The sequence below is a fragment of the Geobacter metallireducens GS-15 genome, from assembly GCF_000012925.1.
In the GTDB taxonomy this organism is placed as follows: domain Bacteria; phylum Desulfobacterota; class Desulfuromonadia; order Geobacterales; family Geobacteraceae; genus Geobacter; species Geobacter metallireducens.
In genome coordinates this window covers 784,481-807,697 of record NC_007517.1, presented here as the reverse complement: position 1 = coordinate 807,697, position 23,217 = coordinate 784,481, and the positions used below count along the sequence as shown (strand labels likewise).

23 protein-coding genes are annotated in these 23,217 nt (G+C 60.4%); 7 read left to right on the top strand and 16 right to left on the bottom strand.

What is annotated here, in order from left to right:
* Positions 1-31 precede the first annotated feature (31 nt).
* Both GMET_RS03680 and GMET_RS03675 read right to left on the bottom strand, forming a co-directional pair.
* Positions 32-430 (bottom strand): type IV pilus modification PilV family protein, encoded by a 399-nt coding sequence (locus GMET_RS03680; RefSeq protein ID WP_004514451.1) that lies wholly within the window; start codon positions 428-430, stop codon positions 32-34.
* Positions 431-457: 27 nt separating this feature from the next.
* Positions 458-1,141, bottom strand: coding sequence for a cytochrome C (locus GMET_RS03675; RefSeq protein ID WP_138983422.1), 684 nt, complete (start codon positions 1,139-1,141; stop codon positions 458-460).
* Between the two features lie 277 nt (positions 1,142-1,418).
* Between GMET_RS03675 and GMET_RS03670 the strand changes: the two genes are divergently transcribed.
* Entirely contained in the window at positions 1,419-2,612 is a 1,194-nt protein-coding gene (locus GMET_RS03670) for a pyridoxal phosphate-dependent aminotransferase (protein ID WP_004514449.1), read from the top strand.
* A 77-nt stretch (positions 2,613-2,689) separates the two neighbouring features.
* Here GMET_RS03670 and GMET_RS03665 read toward each other — a convergent pair whose 3' ends face one another.
* The 3 genes from GMET_RS03665 to sucC all read right to left on the bottom strand — a co-directional run bounded on the left by GMET_RS03665 (position 2,690) and on the right by sucC (position 6,509).
* Positions 2,690-4,300 carry a PAS domain S-box protein gene (locus GMET_RS03665; RefSeq protein ID WP_004514448.1) on the bottom strand — a complete coding sequence of 537 codons (1,611 nt, stop codon included), beginning with the start codon at positions 4,298-4,300 and terminating at the stop codon, positions 2,690-2,692.
* A gap of 140 nt (positions 4,301-4,440) precedes the next feature.
* Positions 4,441-5,316 (bottom strand): succinate--CoA ligase subunit alpha, encoded by an 876-nt coding sequence (gene sucD / locus GMET_RS03660; protein ID WP_004514447.1) that lies wholly within the window; start codon positions 5,314-5,316, stop codon positions 4,441-4,443.
* Positions 5,317-5,351: 35 nt separating this feature from the next.
* Positions 5,352-6,509 carry an ADP-forming succinate--CoA ligase subunit beta gene (gene sucC, locus GMET_RS03655; protein ID WP_004514446.1) on the bottom strand — a complete coding sequence of 386 codons (1,158 nt, stop codon included), beginning with the start codon at positions 6,507-6,509 and terminating at the stop codon, positions 5,352-5,354.
* Positions 6,510-6,689: 180 nt separating this feature from the next.
* Here sucC and GMET_RS03650 point away from each other — a divergent pair, with 180 nt between their 5' ends.
* The 3 genes from GMET_RS03650 to GMET_RS03640 are packed head-to-tail and all read left to right on the top strand — an operon-like array spanning position 6,690 to position 8,462.
* Positions 6,690-7,133 (top strand): tetratricopeptide repeat protein, encoded by a 444-nt coding sequence (locus GMET_RS03650; protein WP_004514445.1) that lies wholly within the window; start codon positions 6,690-6,692, stop codon positions 7,131-7,133.
* Positions 7,134-7,162: 29 nt separating this feature from the next.
* Positions 7,163-7,561 carry a secondary thiamine-phosphate synthase enzyme YjbQ gene (locus tag GMET_RS03645; protein ID WP_004514444.1) on the top strand — a complete coding sequence of 133 codons (399 nt, stop codon included), beginning with the start codon at positions 7,163-7,165 and terminating at the stop codon, positions 7,559-7,561.
* A 7-nt stretch (positions 7,562-7,568) separates the two neighbouring features.
* On the top strand, positions 7,569-8,462 hold the full coding sequence (locus GMET_RS03640) for an alpha/beta fold hydrolase (protein ID WP_004514443.1): 894 nt from the start codon (positions 7,569-7,571) through the stop codon (positions 8,460-8,462).
* Here GMET_RS03640 and GMET_RS03635 read toward each other — a convergent pair.
* Positions 8,389-8,775 (bottom strand): PilZ domain-containing protein, encoded by a 387-nt coding sequence (locus GMET_RS03635; protein WP_004514442.1) that lies wholly within the window; start codon positions 8,773-8,775, stop codon positions 8,389-8,391. The genes GMET_RS03640 and GMET_RS03635 overlap by 74 nt on opposite strands.
* A gap of 135 nt (positions 8,776-8,910) precedes the next feature.
* Between GMET_RS03635 and GMET_RS03630 the strand changes: the two genes are divergently transcribed.
* Positions 8,911-9,981, top strand: coding sequence for a ribonuclease Z (locus tag GMET_RS03630; protein WP_011365716.1), 1,071 nt, complete (start codon positions 8,911-8,913; stop codon positions 9,979-9,981).
* On the opposite strand, the gene GMET_RS03625 is transcribed toward GMET_RS03630, so the two are convergent.
* From GMET_RS03625 to GMET_RS19145, 8 genes are all read right to left on the bottom strand, one after another.
* Positions 9,962-10,918 carry an IS110-like element ISGme8 family transposase gene (locus GMET_RS03625; RefSeq protein ID WP_004513407.1) on the bottom strand — a complete coding sequence of 319 codons (957 nt, stop codon included), beginning with the start codon at positions 10,916-10,918 and terminating at the stop codon, positions 9,962-9,964. The two genes, GMET_RS03630 and GMET_RS03625, sit on opposite strands and share 20 nt — an antisense overlap.
* Before the next feature lie 329 nt (positions 10,919-11,247).
* Entirely contained in the window at positions 11,248-11,733 is a 486-nt protein-coding gene (locus tag GMET_RS03620) for a YchJ family protein (protein ID WP_004514627.1), read from the bottom strand.
* 129 nt (positions 11,734-11,862) lie between these two features.
* Positions 11,863-12,945, bottom strand: a complete 1,083-nt coding sequence (locus GMET_RS03615) for a class I SAM-dependent methyltransferase (protein WP_004514626.1) — start codon at positions 12,943-12,945, stop codon at positions 11,863-11,865.
* A 5-nt stretch (positions 12,946-12,950) separates the two neighbouring features.
* Entirely contained in the window at positions 12,951-13,832 is an 882-nt protein-coding gene (locus GMET_RS03610; RefSeq protein WP_004514625.1) for a DUF2156 domain-containing protein, read from the bottom strand.
* Between the two features lie 183 nt (positions 13,833-14,015).
* Positions 14,016-15,980, bottom strand: coding sequence for a hypothetical protein (locus tag GMET_RS03605; RefSeq protein WP_004514624.1), 1,965 nt, complete (start codon positions 15,978-15,980; stop codon positions 14,016-14,018).
* A 678-nt stretch (positions 15,981-16,658) separates the two neighbouring features.
* Positions 16,659-17,420 carry a hypothetical protein gene (locus tag GMET_RS03600; protein ID WP_004514622.1) on the bottom strand — a complete coding sequence of 254 codons (762 nt, stop codon included), beginning with the start codon at positions 17,418-17,420 and terminating at the stop codon, positions 16,659-16,661.
* Between the two features lie 22 nt (positions 17,421-17,442).
* Positions 17,443-19,266, bottom strand: coding sequence for a hypothetical protein (locus GMET_RS03595; protein WP_004514621.1), 1,824 nt, complete (start codon positions 19,264-19,266; stop codon positions 17,443-17,445).
* A 22-nt stretch (positions 19,267-19,288) separates the two neighbouring features.
* Entirely contained in the window at positions 19,289-19,420 is a 132-nt protein-coding gene (locus tag GMET_RS19145; protein ID WP_261974687.1) for a hypothetical protein, read from the bottom strand.
* Here GMET_RS19145 and GMET_RS18725 point away from each other — a divergent pair.
* On the top strand, positions 19,410-19,715 hold the full coding sequence (locus GMET_RS18725; protein ID WP_187148489.1) for a hypothetical protein: 306 nt from the start codon (positions 19,410-19,412) through the stop codon (positions 19,713-19,715). The genes GMET_RS19145 and GMET_RS18725 overlap by 11 nt on opposite strands.
* Positions 19,716-19,722: 7 nt before the next feature.
* On the opposite strand, the gene GMET_RS03590 is transcribed toward GMET_RS18725, so the two are convergent.
* Together GMET_RS03590 and nudC are read right to left on the bottom strand one after the other, a co-directional pair.
* The gene (locus GMET_RS03590) at positions 19,723-20,163 is read right to left on the bottom strand and encodes a DUF4149 domain-containing protein (RefSeq protein ID WP_004514620.1); all 441 of its coding nucleotides are present in this window, start codon (positions 20,161-20,163) and stop codon (positions 19,723-19,725) included.
* A gap of 26 nt (positions 20,164-20,189) precedes the next feature.
* Entirely contained in the window at positions 20,190-21,086 is an 897-nt protein-coding gene (nudC, locus tag GMET_RS03585; RefSeq protein ID WP_004514619.1) for an NAD(+) diphosphatase, read from the bottom strand.
* A 199-nt stretch (positions 21,087-21,285) separates the two neighbouring features.
* On the opposite strand from nudC, the gene GMET_RS03580 reads away from it, so the two are divergent.
* Positions 21,286-23,205: an MASE3 domain-containing protein gene (locus GMET_RS03580; protein ID WP_004514618.1), complete on the top strand. Its 1,920-nt coding sequence runs from the start codon at positions 21,286-21,288 to the stop codon at positions 23,203-23,205.
* The last annotated feature ends 12 nt before the right edge of the window (positions 23,206-23,217 follow it).

Genomic DNA, 23,217 nt, shown 5'->3' with positions numbered 1-23,217 from the left:
GCTGCGCCGTCAACGCCTCACACGTCATTGTCTAGTACTCTTTCCGCCTGACCATGGTGAAATCCCTTGTCTTCCTGGCGCCGTTTTTGATCCACGATATCCTGGCGGTCACGATCTTCATGCTGCCGGCCGAAGATATCCGCCACTGTCGCGCCTCGAAGGCAGCGGCAGCCAGGCTCTTGTCGCCGAACGGTTCCGGATAGTTCTGAAATCCGCTTGTTTCAGGCAAATCGTCATACTTCATGGTACCGATCCGCTCCAGCATATCCTGGCCAAGGTTTGCCGCGGTCGTCATGTCTCGACTGAAACGCCCCGACGTTGTAGAGGCCCAGAGCACCAGAAAAACCGACAGAAAGCCAACCACCAGAAGAAACATGGCAATCAGCATCTCAACGAGGGTATACCCTTTCTGGTTCAAACGGCTGGTCATAACAGTCCCACTATTCCTTCGCAACGGCTACCGTTTTATTGACTGATATGCCGAACAGCGTTTCTCAGCCGCAGTCAGACGGTTCATTGTTTCTTCGGCAGAAATGGGAGGCGGTTCTTTAAGCAATGATTGCTCCATGCACTCCTCATAACTTCGGAAATGCTCTTGGGAGACTGCCGCAGAAACGCTGGAAAGCATTCGCTGTTTGGCGGCAACTCGTCCTTGATGTTTTGCTGGATGGATTACACCGGCACGTGACGGCGCAGGACGGCTACCTTGCTTTTTTCTCAAAACCGGAACACTTTCCTGCCGGATAGGATTATCGGTGAAGTAGACGCTCCCGTCCCGTGACGGCAGACGATAGACAACCGTGGGCGGAGGTGGCGGTTCTTCCTCCTCCTCCTCTTCCTCCTCTTCATTTTTGCCCTCTCCGGGGCCTTTAACCGACGCCTTGGGGGCACCTTCGCCGGCGCTGTCACTCTCCTTGCCGGTCACTGGGGGTACAGCGGCAGAAGCGGCCGTATCTTTCTTCGCTGAGCCATTCTGTCCAGGCAGCATGAAACCGTTCTTGTAAAACGCCACACCGAAATCGTTCAGTTCCGGAATCCTCTGGCGATGGCATGAATCACATTTCATGCCGTATTTACGCGAAAAAGCCGACATGGCATGGACGGACCCAACAAAGGGTACACTGCCAAGCATGACCGCCATGAAACACAGCATTATCAGGAAGGATCTCATTCTTCTCTCACAATCGGTATTGTATTGGACCATCGGCAAAAAAATCAGCGTATGGTCCACATGCATGAAAAGTTATGCAAGATTTTTTCCAGATCTGGCACTGAATGTAAGGGACAAAACGCCAATCGCGACCCGCGAAGTATCGGAAGATTGGCACGATTCCAAGCTTAAAACAACTGCATTCTTGCCCATTGATCTAGTCCTGTGCTACAAATTCGCATATCCATTTTACAGCGAGGTTGTCACCATGCCCATCGCCACAAAAATCGCCGGCCACATCTCCAAGTCGTCCTGGATCAGGAAGATGTTCGAGGAGGGGGAGCGGCTGCGCCAGGTCCACGGGGCCGAGAACGTGTACGACTTCACCCTCGGCAATCCCGACACGGAGCCCCCCCGGGAGTTCCAGGAGGAGTTCGCCCGCCTCGCCACCAATCCCATCCCCGGCATGCACCGCTACATGAACAACGCCGGCTACCAGGAGACCCGGGCCGCCGTGGCTGAGGTGCTTGCCGAGGCGTCCGGCCTCCCCGTGGAAGCCGGGCACGTGGTGATGACCTGCGGGGCCGGCGGCGCCCTGAACGTGGTCCTAAAGACCATCCTCAATCCGGGCGAAGAGGTGATCATCCTCACCCCCTACTTCGTGGAGTACAAGTTCTACATCGACAACCACGGCGGGGTGCCGAAGGAGGTCTGGACCAACAGGGAGACCTTCCAGCTGAACATCCCGGCCATCGAAGCCGCCATCACCAACAAAACCCGGGCCGTCATCATCTGCTCCCCCAACAACCCCACCGGCGTCATCTACCCGGAAGAGAGCCTGAAGGAACTGGGCGAAATGCTTGCGCGGGCAGAGCGGCGCTACGACCGACAGATTTACGTCATCTCCGACGAACCCTACGCCCGGATCGCCTTTGACGGCAAGCATGTGCCGAACATCTTCCGGTACGTGGAGAGCTCGGTCATCGTCACCTCCCACAGCAAGGACCTGGCACTCCCCGGCGAGCGGATCGGCTACCTGGCCGTCAACCCCAGTGCCCGGGGAGTAGAGCAGTTCGTGGAAGGGGCGGTCTTCAGCAACCGGGTCCTCGGCTACGTGAACGCGCCGGCCCTCATGCAGCGGCTCGTGACAAAGCTCCAGCGGGCCTCCGTGGACATCGGCGAGTACCAGTCCAAGCGGGACCTTCTCTACGACCGCCTCACCGCCATGGGCTTCGAGATGGTGCGGCCCGACGGCGCCTTTTACCTCTTTCCCAAGTCACCGCTGACCGACGATGTGGAGTTCGTGAAGATGGCCCAGAAACACCGGATTCTGCTGGTTCCCGGGGCCGGCTTCGGCGCCCCCGGCTTCTTCCGGATTGCCTACTGCGTCGACCGGGGAATGATCGAGCGGAGTCTTCCCGCCTGGCAACAGCTGGCCCGGGAGACGGGGCTGGGGGGATAGCGTTGGAGGGAAACTCCACGAAAAAGAGCGGTGCCTGAAGGGGCATCGCTCTTTTCGCTTCCGGCATGACCGGGGCGTCACGCCGGGGGGAGCGTGAACGAGAAGGTTGCGCCCCGGTTCGGCGCCGCATGGGCCCAGACCTCGCCGCCGTGGCGATGAATGATCCGCTGGACCGTGGCAAGGCCGATGCCGGTCCCCTCGAACTCATCGCTGCCATGGAGCCGCTGGAAGGCATTGAACAGCTTGTCGACGTAAGCCATGTCGAAGCCCGCGCCATTGTCCCGAACGAATAACACGCCCCGCCCGTCGCGCTCTTCCCTCCCGAACTCGATCTCCCCCTCCTCGATCTTTCCCGTGAACTTCCAGGCGTTGCCGAGAAGGTTCTCCATCACCACCCGCAGGAGACGCGCGTCTCCCATGGCCCTGAGCCCCTCCTGAATGGTGATCGTTACCTTCCGCTCAGGATTGCTCTTGGTGAACTCACCCATGATCTCCCTGGTCATGTCGCTCAGGTCAACCGGCTCGAACGTCATGTAGTCCCGGGTGTAACGGGAAAGCCTGAGAAGGGCGTCCACCAGCTCATCCATCCGCCTGGTGGCGCGGACGACACGATCCAGATACCCCTTCCCCGTTTCGTCGAGCCCCTCGGCGCAATCCTCAATGAGGATGCTGGAGAACCCCTCGATATGGCGCAGCGGAGCACGCAGGTCGTGGGAAACCGAGTAGCAGAAGGATTCGAGTTCACGGTTGGCCGCTTCGAGTTGGGCGGTCCGTTCCATGACCCGGAGTTCGAGTTCGGCATGGAGCCTCCGGTTTTCCTCCTCAACCCGCTTGAGAGCCGTGATATCGCGGTTGCTGGCGCGGCGGCCCCGGCTTTTCCCCTCACTGTCGTAAACGGTCTGGCACACATGGAATATCCAGCGGGTTTCGCCCCCCTTGGTGATGATGCGCAGCTCCATTGCACTCTTTTCGTTGGAGGACATTGCCTCCTCGTTGTGCCGCGCTATCATCTCCCGGTCGTCGGGATGAACGATTGCCGCGTTCAGGGAGGGGTCAGCGTAGAACTCAGCAGGGGCATAGCCGGTAATATCCAAGCAGGCAGGCGAAACGTATGAAAGGGTACCCTCGGGCGAGAGCCAGAAATCCCAGTCGGAGGAATAGTCGGCCACGATCCGGTACCGTTCCTCGCTCTCCCGCAAGGACTCCTCAGCCCTTTTGCGCGCGGTGATGTCGGTGGCGATATGGATGATCTTGTCCACCTTTCCCCCATCGTCGAAGACAGGGGTGCACGACACGAGAAAGACACCGCCGAAGGCCTCGGCCTCCACCTCGATTGTCTCCTCACCGTTCGACAGGAGCATCATCTCCATGGGGCACACCCGTGGCGGCTCGGTGCATCCCGAATTGTGGAAAACCTCGTAACATTTCCTGCCGATAATTTCCCCTTCGCTTGTCCCTGCGGCCTTCACCACGGCCCGGTTGGCGGCAACGACCACGTGCCGGGAATCGAGGATCACCGTCGGATGGGCAATCCCCTGAAAGATACTCTCCCACTCGCGGCGGGCACGGAACAGTTCCTGATGTACCAGGATGCATTCGGCTTCCCGCGCCTCGAAGTCCCGGATGCGCTCGCGTAACGCTTCAATCTCCCGCTGCAGCTCGACAATCACGCCTGACTCTTCCCCCATTGCTCCTCCATGCCGCTACCCCATCCTGCGAAACACCTGAAGTGTTTGCCTCCAGGGAGGATACACAAAATCCCGGCAAAAAAGAAGGGCCATGCCTTCCTGGCCATAGCCCTTCCCAATCAATAACGGAACGGAACTCCTTACTTCTTGCCAAGGGCCTCCAGCATGGCCGCCCCCATTTTCGTGGGGCTCGGGGCCACGACCACGCCGCACTCGCCCAGGGTGCGAATCTTGTCCTCCGCCTTTCCCTTCCCGCCGGTGATGATGGCGCCGGCATGGCCCATCCGCTTTCCCGGGGGGGCGGTGACCCCGGCGATGAAGGCGGCCACGGGCTTCTTCATGTTCTCCCGGATCCACTCGGCGGCGTCCTCTTCGGCGCTCCCGCCGATCTCGCCGATCATGAAGACCGCCTCGGTTTGCTTGTCCTCGTTGAAAAGCTTCAGGACATCGATGAACTGCATGCCGATGATGGGGTCGCCGCCGATGCCGACACAGGTGGACTGGCCGAGCCCCGCCTCGGTGATCTGCTTCACCGCCTCGTAGGTGAGGGTGCCGCTGCGGGAGACGACGCCGATCTTGCCGGGCTTGTGGATGTAGCCGGGCATGATCCCCACCTTGCACTCGCCCGGGGTGATGACGCCGGGGCAGTTGGGCCCCACGAGGCGGGTCTTGCTCCCCTGGAGAATCCGCTTCACCGGCACCATGTCGCGCACCGGGATCCCTTCGGTGATGCAGACCGCCAGGTCGACCCCCGCGTCGGCCGCCTCAAGGATGGCGTCGGCGGCCCCAGGGGGTGGAACGAAAATCATGGAGACATTGGCGCCGGTGTACCGCACCGCCTCCTCCACCGTATTGAAGACCGGAATCCCCTCGATGTGGATCCCCCCCTTGCCCGGGGTGACGCCGGCCACGATCCTGGAGCCATAGTCCCGGCACTGCTGGGTGTGGAAGAGGCCGCTGCGGCCCGTGATTCCCTGGACGACTATCTTTGAATCCTTGTTGATGAGTATGGACATTGATGATCTCCGTGTTGTCTGTAATGTAATGGCCGTCAGCCCAGCATCTGCACGATCCGCTCCGCCCCCTCACCGAGGGAGTCGGCGGTCTGGACGTTGAGCCCCGAATCCACCAAGAGTTGCTTCCCCTCCAGCACCTTGCTCCCGTCCATCCGGACCACGATGGGAAGGGTGCAGTGGACCTCGCTTGCCGCCTCGATGATCCCTTGGGCGATGACGTCGCAGCGCATGATCCCGCCGAAGATGTTGACAAAGACCCCCTTCACGTCCGCATCCTCCAGGATGATCTTGAAGGCCTCGGCCACCTTCTCGCGGGTGGCGCCGCCCCCCACGTCCAGGAAGTTGGCCGGCTCGCCGCCGTATTCCTTCAGCACGTCGAGGGTGGCCATGGCCAGGCCGGCGCCGTTCACCATGCAGCCGATGTTGCCGGAGAGCTTGATGTAGGAGAGATCGTACTTGCCGGCATTGATCTCCAGGGTGTCCAGCTGGGAGTAATCCATCATGTCGGGGTATTCCCGGTGCCGGAAGACGGCGTTGTCGTCGAAGTTGATCTTGGCGTCCATGGCCATGAGCCAGCCGGCCCGGGTCACCACCAGGGGGTTGATCTCCACCAGGGAGCAGTCCTTGTCGAGCACGACCTTGTAGAGGTTCAGCATCAGCTCCACGCAGTCCTCGCAGAGGCTCCCCGTGAGCCCCAGGGCCAGGGCGATCTTGCGGGCCAGGTAGGGGCGAAGGCCCGTGTAGGGGTCGATGGTGAGGACGTGGATCTTCTCGGGGGACTTCTGGGCCACTTCCTCAATGTCTACCCCCCCTTCGGCGGAGGCGATGAGGCAATAACGGGAGGTTGCCCGGTCCAGAGTGATGGAGAGGTAGAACTCCCGGGCGATCTCCACCGCCTCCTCCACGAGGATGCGGCGGACCTTCAGCCCCTCGGGGCCGGTCTGGGGAGTCACGAGACGCTTGCCAAAGAGCTCCTTGCCGTAATCCTGAGCCTGCTCCGGGTGATGGACCAGCTTCACCCCGCCGGCCTTGCCGCGGCCACCGGCGTAGATCTGGGCCTTGATGACGCAGCGCCCCCCCATCTCCTTGGCAGCCCGCTCCACCTGGTCGGACGTGAGTGCCACCCGCCCCCGCGGGACCGGGATGCTGTACGAGCTCAGGATCTCCTTTGCCTGGTACTCATGAATGTTCATGCCCCCTCCTTTTTAGTTTAAATAAAAGTATTTTAGGTATACCACAAAATAAAACAGTGGTTAAGAATAAAATTCAATATACCGCTTCTCCGTATAACCACCAGAAAAAGAAAAGAAAAAGTGTTTACACCTCCCGGTGAACTTTTATAATACTACCAGACACTTCATCAGGAGGAAGCCGTGGCCGGCACAAACGTCGAGGAGCTTATTGCCAGGGGCATCCGGGCCGTCAACAGCGGCAAGACATCCCTTGCCCTCGAATGCTTCGAAGAGGCGGTAGAACGCAGAAATACCCCCGCCAACTGGTCCTATCTGGCCTTCTGCCTCGCCAAGGAGCGTCGTCAGTTCGATCGGGCAATTCAGCTTTGCCAGGAGGCGATCCGCAAAGATCCCCAAAACGCGGTTCACTACCTGAACTTGGGACGAGTGTATCTCCAAGCGGGAAGCACGAAAGACGCCATCCACGTGTTCCGCCAGGGGCTCCTGTACGAGTCCAACAGCCACATCGAGGCGGAATTGCGCAAGATCGGCCTGCGCAAACCGCCGGTAGTCGGCTTTCTCAGGCGGGACCACCCCATTAACAAGTATCTCGGCATAGTTATGAAAAAGTTGAGACTCAGGTGACGAACAAACCATCGGGGAGGGACGGGGCCATGGTCAGATACCTGGAAATCAGGAGCAGGGCTAAAGCGGAGTTCATCGACATCACTTCCATGGTACGGGAGCAGGTGCGGGGTTCCGGCGTCACCTGCGGCATCTGCCATATCTTCGTCCTCCACACCACCGCCGGCCTGACCATCAACGAAGGGGCTGACCCGGCCGTCCAACGGGACATACTGACCTACCTCGACCGCCTCGTCCCCCGCGACCCGTACTTCACCCACAAGGAAGGGAACTCCGACGCCCACATCAAGTCGACCCTCACTGGGACTTCCCTGACGGTCTTCTTCAACGAGGGGAAGCTCCTGCTTGGCACCTGGCAATCCATCTACCTCTGCGAGTTCGACGGGCCGCGCCAGCGCAAGGTTGCCCTCAAGATCGTCTCCTGCTGACGCCGCCATGGGCGACAGGCTCACCTTCGTCTACGGTCCCGGCGTCGACATCAGCTATCGCGTTGTCGGCCACGGCCCGACGCCGGTCGTCTTTGTCCACGGCTTCGCGGCTGCCCGCACCACGTGGAATGACATCGTCCCCCTTTTCCCGGCAGAGCGTTTCACCCTCTATCTTATCGACCTGAAAGGGTTCGGCTTTTCCTCCAAGCCCCGCACCGGCTCCTACGCCATCGAGGAGCAGGCCGCGGTGACCACTGCATTCCTGAAGGCAAAGGGACTTTCGCGTGTCATCCTGACCGGGCATTCCCTCGGCGGCGCCATCGCCCTCCTCGTCACCCTCCAGGCACGGGACCGGGGAGACACGGGCCTCGTAGCGCGGCTCATCCTCGTCGCCTGTTCCGCCTACCCCCAGAAGCTCCCGCGGCTCATGGGGTGGCTCCGGATTCCGTTCCTGGCACGTATCGGCATGGCCCTCATCCCGGTGCGCACCATTGTCCGCTACACCCTCGCCCGGGTCTTCCACGACACGAGGGCCATCACTCCCGAGCGGATCAGGCGTTACGAGCACTGCTTCGGCCGGCGGGGCATGGCAGGGGTCCTGATCCGGAGCGCCCGGGCCATCGACCCGGACAGCTACGGCGCGATCACGGCCCGCTACCGGGAGATCGACATACCTACCCTGATTGTCTGGGGAAAGGAGGACCGGATCGTGCGGATCGGCCAGGGGAAGCGGCTCGCGGAAGAGATGCCGGATGCCCGGCTCGCGGTGATCGATGGCTGCGGCCACAACCCCCACGAAGAGCGTCCCCGCGAGACCCTTGCGGCGATTATGGAGTTTCTGGGGAACGGAGAGGAGCGGGAGGAAGGGAGTGGCCGGTTCTGGCGTGAAGCTCGTCGATGAAATGCCGGTAGGCCATTTCGCCGGCGATGAACTTCGTGATCATGACCCCCATGCCGCTCTTCTTCACGAGATGGATCATTTGAGGAGGGACCTTCTTGGTCCAGCGGACCATCCCCTCCAGGAAAACCGGCTCCTCGTCGGGGAGGGTCAGTTCGATCTGGATGCGGGTGCCCGGCGGGCAGAGGTTGGTGGTTTTAATGAAGAGACCGTGGGCCGAAACATCTTCGGTGTAGGCGAGGCGTGTGGGAGTAGTCGTGCCGAACCGCAGCGACAGCCGCTTCTTGTGCCTGGTGATGTCCCGTTTTTCCGCCATGGGCCCCTTACCTTTCGACAACTTTCATTAATGGGCGGATAGTAGCACACCTTACCCCCCGAAATGCAAGGAAAAGTGCCACCGTGACGGCCCATTTCACCTTTCGCAGCCACGCCGTTCCTACTGGAGGACCACATGCCCCCCCTGTTCCACCCGACCCCCGTGAACGGCCCCTTCGATGACCCCGGCGTTTACGTGGATTTCCTCTTCGAGCGCCGGGCCATCCTCTTCGACCTGGGAGACATCACTCCCCTCCCCCCCCGGAAGGTTCTCCGCATCTCGGACATCTTCGTTTCCCACACCCACGTGGACCACTTCATCGGTTTCGACCGGGTGGTGCGCCTCTGCCTGGGGCGGGAGAAGCGGCTCCGCCTCTACGGCCCCCCCGGCTTCACGGACCAGGTGGCCCACCGACTGGCCGGCTACACCTGGAACCTGGTGGAGAGCTATCCCACCGACTTCACGGTGGAGGCCACGGAACTGGCTCCGGGCGGCGGGGTAAGGACGGTGGAATTCCACTGCCGGCGCGAGTTCGTGCCGGAAAACGAGAGCTGGGAGCAAATCTCCAACGGTGTCATCCTCGACGAAGAAACCTTCCGGGTGCGGGCCGCTTTTCTGGATCACGGCACCCCCTGCCTCGCCTTTGCCCTGGAGGAAAAGCTCCACGTGAACGTCCGCAAGAACCGCCTGGAGGAGATGGGACTCCCCACGGGGGAGTGGCTTCGGGAACTGAAGAACGCGATCCTTCGGGGAGAGCGGGACGATCTTCCCTTCAGGGTCTGGTGGCGTGAGGGGGGCCAGGTGCGGGAGAAGATCCATCCCCTGGGAGAACTGCGGGAGCGCTTGGTGGGGATAGTGCCGGGACAACGGGTTGTCTACGTGACCGACGCAGGGCTCACCCCGGAGAACGGTTCGCGGATCGTGGAACTGGCCCGGGAAGCCGACTACCTCTTCATCGAGACGACGTTTCTCCATGCGGAGGAGGAGCGGGCCCGCGAGCGGAGCCACCTGACCGCCCGGCAGGCGGGTGAGCTGGCCCGAGAGGCGGGAGTGGCACGGGTGGTGCCGTTTCACTTTTCACCCAAATATAGGGGGATGGAGGAGATGCTCCGGACGGAGTTGGAGGAGGCGTTTTTTAGCGAAAAAACACCTGGAACACGGAGCAACCGTGTTCTCAGTCAACAAATTAGTGCAGAAGTGGAGTGAATTTCGAGTGATCCCACTTCTGGTTGTTTTTCACCATGGCATTGAGGATGGTGAGTAGTTTTCGCATGCAAGCGGTGATCGCGACTTTGTGAAGTTTTCCGGCGCTTGTAAGGCGTTGATAGAAGGCTTTTATAACCGGGTTAAACCTGGCGGCACACAATGTTGCCATGTACAGGACAGAACGCACGGTTGCTCTGCCACCGGAGATTGCGCGCTTTCCACGGAATTTGCCACTGTCCCGATTATAGGGGCATACTCCGACCAGAGCGCCAAGCTGCTGTCGGGAAATGGTCCCCAACTCCGGAAGTGCTGCCAGTATGGTGGCCGCAGTCACAGGGCCGATGCCCTTGACACTGGTAAGGATTTCTTCTTTTGCCTTCCAGGATTCGCTGGACTGAATAAGAGTTGAGATGTCTTTATCAACGTCATCGATCTGCTGTGTCAGCCAGGCAATATGGGTCATGATGCCTTTGCGGACCGTAGGTGCAGCGGAAATCACGCGATTTTTTTCCGCCACAAGCATCTCGACCAACTGCCGGCGGCGGGCCAGCAGTGCTGCTAGATTTTGGCTTGTCTCGTCCTTGAGCGGCCTGATTTCAGGCTTGATGGCTTGGGCAAATCGGGCAATGATCTTGGCATCAAGAATATCGGTCTTCGCCAGCAGCCCGCATGCTTTGGCAAAGTTTCTGACCTGCCGAGGATTAACCACGACCACTGGCAGACCCGCTGCTGATAAGGTGCTGACAGCTAGCATCTCCAAGCCGCCGGTGGCTTCGAGAACAATCCGACAAGGGGCGTTCGTAATGAGCCACGTCGTCAGCTCAGCACAACCGGCATCATCGTTAGTCACCCTTTTCTGGTCACCAGTTGGCATGAGGTAGACATCAAGATGCTCTTTACTAACGTCGACTCCAACAACTGCATCATTGGGTTCCATATTCTCTCCAGTCCCTTTCTTGCGAAAATTCGGGCTCGTTTCGGCCCAAGCAACCGTTCGGGTTGAGGAAAGATGGACACGACGCATTACGCTCTGTGACGGGCTCAATTGGCCCAAGCAACGACCAAGCTGTCGTGTCCAATTCTGGAGAACATATAACCGGTTACTGAAACATACAAGCAACTGAGCAACGGAGTAAAACAAGAGCGAATCACCTGCCACAAGCAACCAGCTATATTCCTGCCTGATAGCCCTTTTTTCTGCTTTTGATTTCTCCGTGTGCTCCGTTGCTCCGTGTTATTCAAAGGTTTTCAGGGGCACGGTATCCCCTACTTACCGCAGCACTTCTTGTATTTCTGGCCGCTGCCGCAGGTGCACGGATCGTTTCGCCCCACCTTGACGCTGGTGGCCGGGGCGGCCTTCACGCCGACGCCGTCGGTGAAGTACCAGGCTCCGTCCAGCTTCTTGAACTCGGCCAGCTCGTGGTGGGTCCGTCGCACATCCTTGTCGCGGTAGCGGGCGATGAACTCCACCTTCCCTTCCGTATCGTCGGCCCCGCCGGCCAGGGTCGAGACAATCTCAAGCCCCTCCCAGCGGGAACTCTCGGCCCACTCGCGGGTCCCCTTCTCGTCAAAGTCTCCCCGGTGTTCCGGATGGGTGGTATCGTGGATGTAGCCGATCTCCACCTTCGTGTAGGCGGAGTAGCGGGAGCGCATGAGCTCCTCGGCGGTAAGGGGGGCTCGTTTCCCCGTGATGAACGGCTCGCAGCAGTCGGCGAAGGGACGGCCGGTGCCGCAGGGACAGGAATCTGACATGGGATGCTCCTTGAAACGGTGTAATTGGTGGTCCGGTTCGGACCGGGTTATTGATACCGTCCCCTGCCGGCCGTGTCAACCGTTAAGCTTTTTTGCCGGTCCCTGGTCCCCGATCCCCGGTCCCGGATTTTACCGAAACGCCACCAGAAAGAGGGCATCGAGGAAGGGGCGCGCCCGTTCACGCTCTTCCGGGGCAAGGGAAGCCACCGGGACAGGGGAGATGAAACGGCGCAGGAAGCGTTTTTCGGCAAAGCCGAGGGGGGAGTTGGGCCGGCCAAGCCGCGGAGGTATCACGATCGGAGCCAGTCGCAAGGGTCCTACCGCCGTGCGGAGGGCCGGGTTGAGCATGAGGCGGGCATCAGGGGAAAGGCCGCACTCTCCGAGAGGCTGACGTCCCAGGTAGAGGATGAAGTTCGGTGTCTCCTCCCCTTCCCGCTCAAGGCGCCGCAGCCGCGCCATCTCCTCGGACATAGAAGGGAGGGCACTGTCATGGGCGAGCATGAGGGGGGTAAGCCCCGTCTCCGCCACCAGCGCCATGAGCTCGTCGATGCGGTAGGTGCGGGTCCGGGGATGGAGGAAGGCGTCAGCAATGCCGGCATCAAAGGCTGCCTCGCTGGAAGCGTCCACGTATCGCCGGAAGCGGGACCCTGCTGGCGCCCGCCTGATGAGGCGTTTCACCGTTGCCACATCTCCTATCTTCAGGATCCGCAGGGCCGTGCGGATCGATTCAGCCTCCCGCCGGCCCCCCCGGCTGTAGACCATGAGCCGCAGAATCCCCCCCGGCGCCAGACGCCGCTCCAGGGCGCGCAGACCTTCCAGGGGGTCCGGCAGGTGGTGGATAACCCCGAAGGAGTCGATGAAGCCGTATTCCCCCGAAGCTGCTGCAGGGTCAAGGATGTCCCCCCGCTCGAAGTCGACGCCGAACCGGCCGTGGACCAGGCAATGGAGCCGGGCCCGCCGCAGGTTCGCGGCCGACAGGTCAAGGGCGGTGATGGGGACGCCGGGGTTGGCCAGGGAGGTGGGGTACGGTGAAAAGCTCCCGCACCCGGCCAGGAGGATGCGTCGGGCATGGCTGCTGGGGAGCGCGCCGTTGAAGCGGGCATGGAGGGTGTCCAGGTTCAGGGCATAGGTGTCCCAGGGGCGAACCGAGGCAAGGAGGGGATAGCGGGGGTAGACCCACCGCTCGTAGTGGCGGCGAAGCTCGTCGTTCATGCCGATCACACCCTGCGTGCCCGATACTTCTTCACCAGTTCATCCGGATGGTAGGAGAGCTTCGCCGCCCGCAGCCCCGGTTCCCCCAGGTCCTGCTCGCGGTTCGTCCAGGTGCAGTCGGTGAAGAGGAGCCGGTTGAACTCCCGGTCCACCAGTTGGGAAACCCCTTCCATGAACGGATCGTTCTTCTCGAAATGGCAGACCGACGTGTCGCGATTGAGCCGCTCCCCCAGGGCGAAGGCAGCCACCCCTCCCTCCACGAGCACCACCACCCCTTCGAGGCCGAGGCGGTCCGCGAGCATGAGGGCCTCCGCCCCTGCCTTCGTCTCCAGTTCCAGGGAAGGGCTGTCGATACCGTTGCGGACCCGGCGCCACTCGTCGAGGAGCGCCAGGCAGCCATCGCGGTGGGCCTCGCCGTAAAGAACCACGCTGAAGGAATGCCGAGCGGTGAAATAGTTGATCCGGTTTTTCTTTTTGTGGAAGCGGTTGCCGGGGAGTTCCGCCAGTGCCTGCCGGAGGTGGAGGTAGTCAAAGGCATCCCGGTCTTCCTCCACGGCCACCCCCCCGACGGCCAGGTACCGGGACACAAAGGGCTCGTCGGCCCCGTAGAGGGTCATCCCTGCATCAAGGAGCACCCGGAGGGCACCAGCCACATCTCCACCGAGGGGAGGGAGGAAGTACTCCTCGCCGTCGTACCCCTTTCCGAGCACCACGGGGGAGTCACCCACCCGGGTGAGCCGATAGTCATGGGCCTCCCGGAAGAGGTAGAGATTGGCAAAGGTAAGCTCCGAGACCCGGGGCTGGAGTTCGGCAAAAACGGCGGCGAAGAAGGGCTTGTCGGCGAGGAAAAGGGGGCGCGCCGCCGGAAAGCCGGGGATGTCGGTCATGGGGTCCATGGGGAAAGAGTATAGCAGACGCGGAGAGGAGAGCGGCGGACAAATTTCCCCTGAGGCGGTGAGGCAAGAAATCAGCTCGGGCCGACCCCGACCCGGATATTGCCGTTGGAGACGCTGGCACTGAGACGAAAATATATTTTGCGGGGGACGGTGGTAGCCGTCCCCCGCGCTCTTTCAGTCCATACTGGGCTGCATGATCAGCTTGACGATGGCTGCCTTCTGCTCGGCGGTTATGGACGTGGTGCCGTTGGTGGTGGCGGCAATGTTATTCTTGATGGAGGCCAGGTTTTGCTCGAATGCAAGCTTTGCGGCAGCTTCTTCCGCTCCGGTCGGGTTTGCCCCCGCCCCCTGCCAGATGCTCATCCGTTCAAAATCAATGATATTGATGTCTTCCTGCAAGGCGAGCAGATCGCGGAATGCACCCATCTGGGCCGGCATTGACGAGTAGTCGGTGCGAGCGGTGGTCCAGGTCCCTCCAGCGATACCACACGTGTCCTGCATTTGTCCCATCACGACGCATTTGCCACTGGCTGCGTCGTAGTACGATCCGCCCTGGCAGGCACTCGCCCCTAGCGCGTCGGTGCTCACCAGGCAACTGCTTCCCGACCAAAAAAGATTAGAGCGTTGTTCGCAGGTTAGCTGGTCAGGTATGGGCGTCACGCAGTTGTTTCCGCCCCAAGTCATGCCAAAACTCGCACACGCCGTAGCCAGATCAGCGGCCTTGGTGCAACTTCCCATCCACGTTACCCAGTTGGGAATGGGGGTATCGTCCCGGTTGTTCAGGTAGCTGAACGTCCCACCCCCCCCCATCAGGTCTCCCAGCCATGAAACCATGACCGTCTGGGGAATGGGCCAGTTGATGCTCTGACTTTCCGAGTTCATGAATTTCCCGAAATCAGACGGCAACTGGCCCGGTGAAAAACCGAAGCCGGCAACCACCTTCGCCTTCATGGCGGTTATGTCATCATCGGTGGAAGCCATGGCCGTCATGAAATTGTTCCAGACAGTCTGGTATGCGGCGTCTATGTCCGCCTGCGCCGCGGCAATACGCGCATTTGCATCTCCCGCCCCGGGGTAATTGGCATCCGCATAGGCCTGAGGGTCCACATAGAAGCCGGCATATTGTGATTCCACCGCTCCCATGGCCGTTGCCACGTCATTAACGGCGGCAAGGAACCTGTCTCTTTCGGCACCGGAAGCATTCAGGGCGGCGAGGGCCTTGCTATACTCGCCGGACACCTTGACGATGGCAATCCTCTTGTGGAAGGTGGACATGGCCTGCTCAATGGCAATTTGAACCGCCGAACTCAGGCCGGTCATGATGGGAGTGCCGGGAGGATCCTCAATCGCCTCGGCGGCGTCTCCCGCCGCATTGTGGGCCGCATTGATGAGCCCCAGGTCGATATTGGCGCATTTGGCCGCATCCATGAACATCTCGGCCATGAACCCGCCGGCCTTCTGCATCTCTTGGTCGGCAGCGGCATCGCTGGACGCCGCGTTGGCATTGTAAAAGCTTTCGGTGAAGTCACGGAGAGTTTTGGCCCCCTCGGTTTCGTTGTATACCAGGCACTCTTTGAGCTTCGCCAATCCCTCGGTGCTCACGTTCCCCTTGGCCGGGTCCGTGAGGAACGCCTCGAATCCCCCAATGATTGCCCCCTTGCCCAGCTTGCCAATGATGGTGGTGTCATCCGCCGTCGCATTGGGAGAACGGAGCAGCGTCAGGGCATAGGCCATCATGATCGGGTCGTCACTGCCGGCTTCGGCAGCCGCGGCCAGGAGCGCCTTCGTCTGGACTGTGGAGAGGTTGTTGATGCCAAGAAGGTTAGGGTCGTTTTCCGGGGGAGCCGGCGCGATTCCCTGCCGGACGGTACTGTTGGTATCCTTCACCTCGAAGACAATGAAATTGGTATCGGGCCTGGTGGGCATTGTGGTGAAGTTGAAGGTGAGTTTGCCATCGGCATCGGTGGTGGCGTTAGCCGAATCAACCAGCGTCGTAGAGCCGTCGCTGTTCATCTTTTTGACCAAAACGGCATACTGAGTGTTGGCTGCCAACGGGTCGGCTGGCGCGGCCGAGGCTGGCCCGACCAGGGCAGTAGCAAGGGCGGCGGCACCAATGGACGTCATGAGATTTCTTTTCACTGTTTTTTCCCTCCTTGTGCGCGACGTTACTTGGCAGTCCCTGAAATCGTTCCCGTCGTTCCGCCGCCCGAGCCGCCACTACTGCCACCACACCCGGCTATAAGAGCGCAGGCCATGACAACCATGCTGATCATAACCAACCATTTCTTGTTCATCGTTCCGTACCTCCTCTTTCGCTATTGAACTGCAACTGTTGTCTTCGTTCCAAGTTGATGACTGTAGATTTTGATTCGGCATATATTGGCAAAACTTTAGAAAAAAATTGTTACAAACACACACAACAGCTCCAGTTAACGCACTTGTCGCCGTACAAAACCAGAAACGAAATAACCAACCGCAATCAGGAGTTACCAAACGTTATCAAGCCGCACAAAAAACAAAACACCGTTCACTGCTTAATGAATAGCGCCAGACTGCACTGACCCTGTGCATTCAAAACAAAAGGCCCCCCAGCGGATGCCGGATGGGCCGTAAAATAAACGGAGCGGATAGAGATCGCTGCCGTAGAATAACCAACGCCACCCCGCCAACGATGACCGACAGGTTGCATGCGGCGGATCATGGAAAACTCCCGGCGCATGAGGTGATCCTTGGGGCGCTTGTTGGCAAGGGCAAGGGGGCGCGACACCGGGAGGCCGAGAGTGTCGGCCGTGGAGTCCATGAGGTGATAAGGAAAAATCAGATCGGACCGACCCCGACCCTGATTTTGCCGTTGGAGACGCTGACCGTACAGGCGACACGGGAAATGGGGAGGGAAAACTGGCGCGGCGCCGGGAGGAGGCTCCAGTCGATCCGGTCACGGAGGAGGGAGCGGAACTGCTCGTCCTCCGACTCCACCGAAAGGGAGGCGACAGCGCCGTCCTGGAAGGTTACCAGAACGGTACCCCGAACCTCGTCCGGCCGCTGACGCTCTTCGGCGGGAAGGGCCTGCGAGACCATCCCCTTGAGAGCCAGACCCGAAACCCTCCGGTAGTTCCCCAGCTGCGCGACTATGGCCTGGGCATTCATGGTGTTGCGAAACCCTTGGCTGAGAAAGGCGCCGGTCAGGGCAACGGTATTGACAGGGGCGCTCGCCTGCCCGCCGGTTCCAGTTGAGCCGACTGATGGATCGGCCTGGCTGGCGGGAGGGACAGGCGCGGGGGGGGCGTCAGGGGGGAGTTCCGCAGGGGCAGCAGATTCAGGGGGCGGCTGCGACTGCGGTTCATCCTGGGATGGCAGAACTTCCTGGTCCTGAACTGCCGCGCTGTTATCGGGCCCCGCCTGCTCGCTGCGTATGTCCGTAATAACGTCCACAACCCAGTTGGCGGTCTGAACCCTGTGGCGCCTGGCTGTCATGGAATCATACGAGGAAACGGCGGCGAGAATCACCCCGTGGAGCGCCAGAGAAGCTATAATGAAACGCTGAATCGTGTCCATGGTAAAGAAGCGCGGGCGGATCATGCCGCCCGCACCCGCCGGTTGCCTACATGTTCGGTTGCCGCATCAGGGCGATGATCGCCTGCTTCAGCGCCTCGGTGAGAGGGGTTGTGGCGTTGGTCCTGCCGGTTATTTTGCCTGCGAGCGTTGCCAAGCCATCGACAAAGTTCTTTTTGGCCTGCATTTCGTTATATTGTTCTTCTTTCTCGCTCGCTGCTATTGTCTCCCGTTCCGCCTGCCGCTTCATCTCCAGAATCGCGATATCTTCCTGGATCCCCTGGAAGGCATTGAATGCGGCGTTGCCCGATGAGAACGTGTGCCGGGCGCTCCAGGTGCCTACCCCCTCGCACATCCCCTTCTGCGTCATAACTACGCAGGTGCTGGCCTGGGTCCACATGCCGCCATTCATGGTGCAGGCGGCCTGATCCGGCGCGGCTATGGTGCACTCGCCGTCCCAGAACCCCTCGGCGAAAGACTGAAGCGGCGTCGTGTCCCGCGTATAGGCAAAGTCGCCGCCATTGCCAAGAATGCCTGCCAGCCACGTCACCATGACCGTCTGGGGAATGGGCCAGTTGGCGACACAATCCCCTCCCCACGTGCCGCCGGCGGCTTTACACGTCGCCTGGTCCGGGGCGGCAAACATCGTATAGGTCCCGAAGGTATTGGGTAACGTCGACCCTGGCGGCAGCATCGTCAGGACACCCGTTTTCATTGCACTGATATCGGTAGCCTTGGAAGCAATGGCCCCCTGGAAAGTAGTGAATGCTGCCTGGAAGGCATCCTGGAGTTCTGTCTGGACAATGTCCACTGTCGTTCCCTTGGATGCCGCGTAGCTCTCCGGATCCGCGTAGAACCCGGCATACTGGGCGTCAAGGCTCTCGAAGCTTGTCATGAGGCTCCGGCTGGCATTGAGGAAATCGGTTACCTGGCTGCCGGAGGCACCAAGGGCAGTCAGCGCCTTGGAATATTCGCCGGCAAGGTTCGATGCGGAAATCCTCATGTGGAAGGTGGTCATGGCACTTTCCATGGCGCTGGCAAAGCTGGGATTATGGGCCGTTAGGGCTGCCATGCTCTCGTCGTCATAAACGGCCACACCTGCGGCATTGTGGGCGGCAAGAACCAGGTCGGGCTTGATCCCGGCACAGGTGGCGGCATCGATGAATATTTCACCCATCAGCCCCCCGGCCCTCTGCATTTCCTTCTGCTCGTCCGCTGTCATCATGTTGACAGCGTCATAGTACCCTTCCGTGAAGCTCCGGAGGGTTTTTTGGGTCCCATCGCTGTTGTAGATGAGGCAATCCTTGAGAGATTTCAACTGATTGGTGGTTGTGTTTCCACCTGACGGGGATGTCAAAAAACCTTCAAAACCACCGCTACCCAAAATTCCCGCCTTACCCATCTGGGCAATCATGGAGATATCATCATCATTGATATCGGGAGAGCGGAGCATGACCAGAAGGTATGACATCAGGATCGGATCATCGCTCCCTGCCAGGGCTGCCGCTTGCTTCACTACCTGCGCCTGCTTGTCGGACATCTCGTTTATGCCGAGCTTGTTGGTGGCACTCGCCGGCGGTGCCGGAGCGAATCCCTGCCGCACAACCGTTCCGTTGACACCTTTCAACTCGAAGAAGAGAAAATTGGCATCGTTCCTGGTCGGCATGGACGGGAGGGTGAAATCGAGCTTTCCCCCCGTCGCAACGGCAGAATTCGACGACACCGTTGAGAGCGTACCATTGGAATTGAACTTGCTGACCGTGATCGTATAGGTGCCGTCCGCTAATGGCGCTGTTGCCGCAAAGGCCGCCGGGGCAACAGCGGTCGACAGAAGGGCGGCGGCAGATGCAAAAGAGAGCAGTTTCTTTTTCATGTACCTTATCCTTTCCTGTTCCCTACTTGGCCGTCCCGGTAACTGTTCCGGTTGTTACGCCGCCGCCTCCTCCGCCGCCCCCTCCCCCACTGCCGCTACCGCCACCACCACACCCTGCGAGAAGAGCGCAGGTCATGGCAACCATGCCGATCATCACCAACCATTTCCCGTTCATCATTGTGTCCCCTTTTTTCCATGGTTTCTCGATTTCTGGCGGTGTCCGGCAATGGCCATACATAGTGACTTTTTTGGCGCAAGTTCATAACAGCTTAGAAAAACAAAGGTCTCAACAACGCAAATCATTCAACGAAATTATCAATCAAAAACACCACGTAGCGCTATTTTGCAAAATCGGCGCCACAAGAGACACCATTCGTTATCAACGAACAAACAAAAAGCCCCGCCCGGCAGATACCAGGGGGGCTGTGCATAAAAAAGGAATATCCTGAAAATTTGTTACAACAAGATTATAAGCACCACGCCGCCGGCGATGACCGATAGATTACAGACGGCGGAGATGCCGTGGAGTTTGGAGAACTCCCGGCGCATGGGGTGATCCTTGGGGGTGGTTTCGAAGGAAGGAATCTGCTGTTTGATAAGAGCGGCCTTCGGCTCCACATGGAAGGCCTGGAACGCGGTGACTGCCAACATCACGACCAGGAGGACCGCCGCCGGCATCCAGTTCTTTCCCCGCGCGAGCAGAAGCGCCAGGAGGGCCACGGCGCCACAGGCCAGCCCCCAGCGGAAGTAGCCGGGGAAGAGGTAGCCGACGATGCGTCCCGCCACGTCGCGGGTTTCGGTTCTGAAGATGGTGGGGGTGAGCACGAAGGTGAACAGGGCGGCGCCTCCCACCCAGAGGGCGACGGCCAAACGGCAGAGAACTGAAAAAAATGACACGGCAATCCTCCTTAATCTGAATGGTATTATGGGTTTTCCCGGCCCCTGGTCCCCGGTCCCCGGTCCCCGATCGCGAAGCGATCGATGATCCACCGGGCGATGCTCCGCCGGGGGGGGATCGACTCCGGCATGGCGTCAGGGCTGAACCAGCGGGCATCCTCCAACTCGGCATGGTCGACGCATATCTCGCCCCCGGCGTACTCGGCCACGAACCCCGCCATGAGCTGGCTCGGAAAGGGCCAGCACTGGCTCCCCACGTAGCGGATGGCGCCGATCTCCAGCCCGGTTTCCTCCCGCACCTCGCGACGGGCGCACTCCTCCAGGGATTCGCCGAAATCGAGAAATCCCGCCACGAGCCCGTAGCGCCCCGGAGCCCAGTCGGGCTTGCGTGTGAGGAGGAACTCGTCCCCCCGCTTCACGAGGACGATGGCGCAGGGGTGGATGTGGGGAAAATGCTCGACGCCGCATGGAGGGCAGCGCTTGCCCCAGGTGCCCGGCAAGCGCTCCTGGGGAGCGCCGCAGCGGGCGCAGAAGCGGCTGTCGCGTTCCCAATGGAGGATCTGCTGGGCCATGCCGCCGATGGTGAGAGTCGCGTCATCAAGACGCTCACCCGTTGCGTTGAAGGGTTCGGCCACGAACGGGGAGGGAAGCGGGTCCTGCGCCGACATCCGGGCGACCCTGAGGGGACGACCGTGCCAGCGGCCGATAGTGATTGTCTCCCGCCCGGCGGAAAGCCATTGCGGCCGCTCACCCTCGGGAAGCGCGAGGGTTCCCCTCCGCTCTTCCACCACAAGTGAGTTTCCGCGGAGAACGGCCCAGACGCCCGGCCCGGCACCTCCCCCCGAATCGGGAGGTTCGGGAGTGAAACCGTCAGCGATGACCGTCGCGTTAAAGGGGAGATTGGCCGTGTCGGGATAGGGCATGGGAAGACCTCCGGTGAACTCGCTCAAGGATACCTGCCGGCGTGCGGCGACGCAACAACCGATAACCATTTCACCGGCCCGGCGTGAAAAAATCCCTGTTGCGCCCGACAGCGGCATATCTGTATACTCTAGCCGGATTAGCGGTTTCTTTCCGAACAGCGACGCCACCGTTTCAATAAACAACGACGGAATCCATCTTATGACCGAGAAGACAACCGTCCCGTGGCCCAGTGCCGCAATGGCGGCGGCAATCCTCGCCGGACTCTGGATCGCGAGTCGCGGCAACTATCTCCTCTTCCACACGGTGACTGAGATGTTCTCGGTGCTGGTGTCGGGGGGAATTTTCGTCATCGCCTGGAATGCCCGCCGTTTCCCCACCAGCCCCTATCTCCTGTTCATCGGCATAGCCCATATCTGCGTGGGAGGGGTCGACCTCCTCCACGCGATGGCATACAAGGGGATGGGGGTATTCCCCGGCAATGGCCCCAACCTTCCCACCCAGCTCTGGATCGCTGCCCGCTACATCCAAAGCATCTCGCTTTTCATGGCCCCTCTTTTCATCGGACGCACATTTCGTCCCGGGGCCACGCTGGCAGCCTATCTGGCTGTGACGGCGACCTTGATTGCCGCAATTTTCGGAGGAATCTTCCCCCCGTGCTTTGCGGAAGGAACCGGGCTCACCCCCTTCAAGATCGGGAGCGAGTACTTCATTTCGGTAATATTTCTGGCCGCCCTTGCCTTCCTGAGAAGGAAGCGGGAGTTCTTTGACCGGCGCATCGTGAACATTCTCTCCGCCGCCATCGTGCTCATGGCCATGGCCGAACTGGCCTTCACCATTTACGAGGACGTCTATGGCCTCAGCAACCTGGTGGGACATCTCCTCAAGGTTGCGGCGGTTTTCCTGATCTACAAGGGGACGGTGGAGACCAGCCTGACGCGCCCCTATGACCTCCTGTTCCGGGAGTTGAAGGAGAGCGAGGAAAAATTCGCCAAGGCGTTCCATACCGCCCCGACCATCATGGTTATTACCTCTCTTGCCGAGGGGAGGTACCTGGAGGTGAACGAGGCCTTCGAGAATACGCTGGGGTGGCGGCGCGAGGAGGTGCTTGGCCGCGCTTCCCGGGAAATGGGCATCTGGGTCGATCAGGAACAACGGGACGAGATCATGGGGACCTTGGAGAGGGGGGAGAAGGTACTCAATCGGGACGTCACCCTCCGCAAAAAACAAGGAGGAACCATCGAAGGACTCTATTCGGCGGTGGGGATCGAGCTTGACAACAGAAAGTGCCTCCTGGGGATCGTGCGGGACGTTACCGCACGGAGGCGGGCCGAACGCGAGGTGAAACTCCTCAACGCCGAATTGACACAACGGGCCCAAATGCTGGAGGACACCAACGGCGAACTGGAAGTGACGGTGGAACAGCTGGAAGCGGTCAACCAGGAACTGGAAGCTGCCAACAAAGAGTTGGAGGCCTTCAGCTACACGGTGTCCCACGACCTGAGGAGCCCCCTCACCAACATCAACGGCGCCGCCCAGGTCATTCAGGAGCTGTTCGGCCAGGAGTTGGACCCGCAATGCGGGAGACTCGTCGATATCATCCACCGGGAGACGCTCCGCATGAACCGGCTCATCGACACGCTGCTCAGATTCGCCCACATCTCCCGGGGCGAGATCTCCCCCGAGACGGTCGACCTGAGCGCATTGGCGAAGGAGGTGGCCGGGGAGCTTCAGGCACGGCATCCCCAACGGCAGGTGTCATTCGCCATTGCCGGCAACCTGACAACCCACGGCGACCCACGGCTGATGAAAATCATCCTCGACAATCTCTTCGGCAACGCCTGGAAGTACACCGGCACACAGGAAGCGGCCCACATCGAATTCGGTACGATTCTGCAGGACGGCAAACCGGTATTTTTCGTGCGCGACAACGGCGTCGGTTTCAACATGGCCGACGCCCACCGCCTCTTCTTGCCCTTCCAGCGCCTCAACACGGAAGCATCCTTCAAGGGGGAAGGGATCGGCCTTGCCACGGTGGCCCGAATTGTCCAGCGCCACAACGGACGGATCTGGGCGGAAGGAGAGAAGGGAAAAGGGGCCACTTTCTACTTCACTCTCTGATTTACCGCCCTT